Consider the following 4,273-nt stretch of genomic DNA (forward strand, 5'->3'; position numbering starts at 1 on the left):
ACGACATGCTCATCGCCTTCCGGCGAGCCCGAATTACCGCCGTCACCGCAGGCCAGGCCACACTCGATCAATATCCCGCCAGGTCCGCGACCAGCACATCAGCCACCGCATAACTGCGAAACCTCAGGTGTCCGAGAGGATTGGTTGAACACCCGAAACCGGGATATCTCGCGTGACGAAAACGTCACGGTATGCCACAGGTGCAGCTTAGCAGACACGAATTGGTGTGATCCACACCGGGAGATCTCCCGTACCGCAACGTGTTCACGGCGCGACGCAATGCTTCTGGATGCAGCTCGGAATGTCCATAAAGGACCGCGACACCGCGCCAGCTTCATCTACAAAGGACCTTCTTGCGACTGCGATGAACCCTCGCACCTCACCCTGAGCGACGGCTGGTGCCGTAGCCGACCATGTGCAAAGAGTAGATCCTGAGCTTGCACGTGGCCGGTCAGCCCGACGCGAGCGCCTGTGCTGTCCGTGCTGGCAAGCGGCGCCGGCCGGAACCAGCGTTCGGGAACTGTTCGAGACGTCTGCGATCGTCAATGTTCAGCATGTCGCGCCCCGCGGGTCGGCCTTCCCTCGGACTACTCGCGGCAGAGGCTGGGAACCACGAGGATTCGGGGGAGTGCCTCGGCGGCGGCCCGTGGGGACCTGACATTGATCTGTGAGGACGTCCGTGGTAGATCGTCTTGCCCTCGGCGCCGTAGACCCAGTGTCCGGGCTGTTGGAAGCCCAGGTCGGCCGCTGGTCGCCGCGACCGTCACGGCCACGACGACCACGGCGATCACCGTGCCCCGCCGCGTGGATCGATCACCCGGTCACTTGGGCAGTCGAGCCCACACGACCTCGGCGAGCCGCCGGGCACTCGCGCAGGCGTCGATGGCGTTGTTCTGGCTGGTTACGGCCAGGCTTGCGGTCTCGACCAGGTGCTCACCACGCGCTGCGTAGGTGAGGACGAACGCGCACTTGTAGTGGCCGCCCGGTTGTTCCTCGATGACGGAGTCTCGCCCGCCGATCATCTCGTGCGGCCCCTCCGGTGCGAACCGGGTGCCCAGGGCGATCTCCGCGTGATGCCAGCGCAATGTTCCCGTCGAACCCCACTGGCATCGCCGACCGGCCGGATTAAGGGTCGCGGCAAGCTTTTCGTGCTGGTCGACGATGTGCAGGGCAGGCCCTGCCTCGGCCAGGGACAGCAGCGAGCACGGGTCGATGGCGCCGAGCAGCCCGTCCGGCGCGGTCGCCTGAGTGGCCTTTCCCGCCACGATGTCCTGAGCCGCGCGGACTGCCACCTCCTGCGCGGCTGCGCACAGCACAGACGTATTCGGTGGAGTGCTCTGGTCGGGCGCGGCCGCGGCGGTCACATCAACGACATCCAGATTCCGGAACACGAGTTGCGCGGTGCAGCCGTCGTCATACTCGACGTTGGACCCCAATCGCAATGGCCACGGCACCCGATCCACCTGCCGCGCTTGGTGGGCCACCTTCGGCCGACTCTCGATCGGTCCGATCGTAAGCCAGATCTGGCCACCGTCAGACTGCCTGAGCGTCGAACAGAACTCGGTAGCCGCGACGGGCGCGACGAGTTCGCTGCCAACGGCCTCGGGACGCATGATCGAGCAGTAGTCGAGCCCGCGCACCCCGCCGACCGCGTTATCGGCACTGCCCATCCGCTCCTGGACCCCGGCTGCCGCGGGATCCTCCAGGGCGGTTCCGGTCTGGACTTTGGTACAGGCGGACAGCAGAAGGACGCACACCAGCACACCCGTGAGTCTTCGCATCGGTCTAGCCCCCAGTCGACGTGAACGCGGGTATTCCTACCATCCGTGACAGCTGTCGTCGATGAGTCGGGCAGCCAGACCTTCGGCGTGGACGACCTGATGATCAGCTCCTGCTAGACCCCGCATCGCCAGGGCCGAAGAGGCCAGACCTCTTCCGCCGTGGTGGGTGGCGGCGTCACCGCGCCCGTCGCCACCGGCCGGCCGCCACGTGCCACGCGCGCGCCGATCGCGTCCTCGACCTTGACGCGACCACCGGTCCGGCTGGCGTTGGAACCGGTGGGCGGTGTTCGCCGTGACCAGCGTGCTGTTCTCCATCGCCCACCTGGAACTGCTGCGCACACCGTTGCTGCTCGTGCTGTCGATCCCGGTCGGTCTGGCCCGGATGTTCACCGGCAATCTTGTCGCCAGTGTCGTGGCGCACCAGACGAACAACTTCCTCCCGGCGGTGGCGCTGCTCCTGGCGACGACCGGTTCCCTGCCCATGTGACCCTCGGGAGGTGACACGCCGCGTGCGGAGTAGTCGTGCTTCAGCGCAAGGTCGGCCCCTTCGACCGGTTTGCCGCCGACGGTCATCGTCGCCGTCAACGTCCGTGGGGCGACCGGATCGGTCACACGCACCGCTTCCACCGCGATCGCGGTCTCGGTGCAGGAACCAGATCCGGGGTTCGGTGCCGCACGCGGCCGACCCGGTCACGGTGACAAGCGCCGCCAGGAGTCCCGCGGACCGGGGCCCCCGGCGGTGGCGCTTTCTCGATGTCCCTTGGGCCCGCACGTCTTGTGGGCGGCGTCGGACTGATCGGCGTCGTGACCGCGATCGCCGCGCTGCTCACGGGTGGACCCGTGCGCATGCGCGGCCAACGAAATCCGATAACACCGAGTGATAGGAAAGAACATGAACCGATTCCACGACCGCTCACCGCCGACAACACCGCGGTCCTGCTGGTCGACCACCAGATCGGGTTGTTCACTGGCGTCCGCGACCTCACCGTGGCCGAACCCAAGCACAACGTGTCCGGCCTGGCGAAGGCCGCGCTACGGCTGGGCCTGCCGACCGTGGTCACCACCACCGCGGCCGACAGCACGGTGGTCGTCGGACACGGGCAGCACGTGGACCGGGAGGTCGACGTCGTCGCGTGTGAGCGCGACGGTGTCCCGGTCCTGCGCCGGGCCAGCGGCGGCGGGACCGTGTTCCACGACCTGGGCAACCTCAACATCACGACCGTGCTGCCGGGGGAGGTCGAGCCGCTGAAGTCGCTGGGTCCGCTGATGGCTGACGCCGTGGGCAGGCTCGGGCTCGACGCCCGGGTGGGCGACCGCGGCCTGTTCGTGGGTGGGCTGAAGCTGTGCGGGTTCGCGGCTTTCCGCTCGCGGGAAGGCGTGCTGGCGCACTCGACGCTGCTGGTGACCACCGACTCGCGAGCCGTCGGCGCCTACCTGACGCCGCAGCCCACGCGGGCCCGGCCGCTCGACTCGCACCGCAGCCCCGCCGCCTCGCTGGCCGACCACGGTGTCACCGTTGAGCTGACCCCAGGTCACCGCCGCCGTCCAGGCCGCCATGGCCGAGATGTACGGCTCCGGCTCACCCCGCCCGCCCACCGCGGAAGAGCTGGCGTGGCAGGCGAAACTCCGCGGGTCGCGATATGACGTCGATGACTGGCACCGCACCGGCGGCCGCGGCGCGCGCTGACCGGGCCGCCCATCGCTGTGATTCTCCAATGGACACGCGGCGGGTGCTCAAGCGGACGGACCGCCGCCCACCAGCCCATCCGACGACTACCGGCGGTGCCCCGCGTCGGCACGCACCCGCAGCGCCCAGGCGATCAGCGGCAGCTGCGCGGGCAATCGCAGGGCCGACCCGATGCGCATGGGGAGCGGCTTGCCGGACCGGTGGTAGTCGACAGCCATCTTGACGTTGGCGGGCAGCACCGCGACGAACAGCGACGCGGCGAGCAGGCCGCCGAGCCGCCGCGTCCGCGGCACGGCGACGGCCGTCGCGACGCCCAGTTCGGCGACGCCGGACGCGTAGGTCCAGTGGCGAGGCTTCCCGGGCAGCCGGCTGGGGATCATGGCGTCGAAGAACCGGGGCCGGACAAAGTGCGTCAGCCCGGCGGCGCCGAGGAGCAGAGCAAGCGCCACGGCTGGTCGGCCGGATTCGTCGTCGTGCATGGAGTGCTCCAGATATCGAAGGTTCGCGCGCGGTCCGAACTGCGCGTGCGTGAATCGTCGCATCGCAGCCGCGACGGTGAATCGTTCGGGGCGGCAGCGGTGGATCGTGTGGCTGTTCGAAATTCGGTCAAGTGCGAAGTGGAGGCATCCGACCGGTCCTTCGGCTCCGAACACCTCAGTGACGGGCAGAACTTCGAGCACACCTTCGACAAGCCGGGCACAGACGACCATCTGCTCGCGCCGTACCAGGTCCGTCAGCGTCGAACAGCCATCTCCACCCAGACCCGGTGCCCGGCCGCTGACCACTCCGTTCCTCGGCCGGGCAC

Annotated in this window: 4 protein-coding genes and 1 pseudogene; 3 read left to right on the forward strand and 2 right to left on the reverse strand. The window is 68.5% G+C overall.

Translation table 11 applies throughout. The features are described 5' to 3' along the window. Positions 1-821: 821 nt before the first annotated feature. Positions 822-1,763: a hypothetical protein gene (locus ACRDSQ_RS11860; protein WP_431420942.1), complete on the reverse strand. Its 942-nt coding sequence runs from the start codon at positions 1,761-1,763 to the stop codon at positions 822-824. 295 nt (positions 1,764-2,058) lie between these two features. Here ACRDSQ_RS11860 and ACRDSQ_RS11865 point away from each other — a divergent pair. Together ACRDSQ_RS11865 and ACRDSQ_RS11870 are read left to right on the forward strand one after the other, a co-directional pair. Next, positions 2,059-2,268, forward strand: a pseudogene (locus tag ACRDSQ_RS11865) (CPBP family glutamic-type intramembrane protease); the annotation flags it as partial. A 266-nt stretch (positions 2,269-2,534) separates the two neighbouring features. Continuing rightward, positions 2,535-3,425, forward strand: coding sequence for a lipoyl protein ligase domain-containing protein (locus ACRDSQ_RS11870; protein WP_431420944.1), 891 nt, complete (start codon positions 2,535-2,537; stop codon positions 3,423-3,425). Between the two features lie 129 nt (positions 3,426-3,554). Here the strand turns inward: ACRDSQ_RS11870 and ACRDSQ_RS11875 are convergent, their stop codons facing one another. Continuing rightward, positions 3,555-3,947: a DoxX family protein gene (locus ACRDSQ_RS11875; RefSeq protein ID WP_431420945.1), complete on the reverse strand. Its 393-nt coding sequence runs from the start codon at positions 3,945-3,947 to the stop codon at positions 3,555-3,557. 108 nt (positions 3,948-4,055) lie between these two features. On the opposite strand from ACRDSQ_RS11875, the gene ACRDSQ_RS11880 reads away from it, so the two are divergent. Then, positions 4,056-4,273, forward strand: a 218-nt coding sequence (locus tag ACRDSQ_RS11880) for a hypothetical protein (protein WP_431420946.1), incomplete at its 3' end; no start/stop codon positions are given.

The sequence above is a fragment of the Actinokineospora sp. genome (genome assembly GCF_050699995.1).
Classification (GTDB): Bacteria; Actinomycetota; Actinomycetes; order Mycobacteriales; family Pseudonocardiaceae; genus Actinokineospora.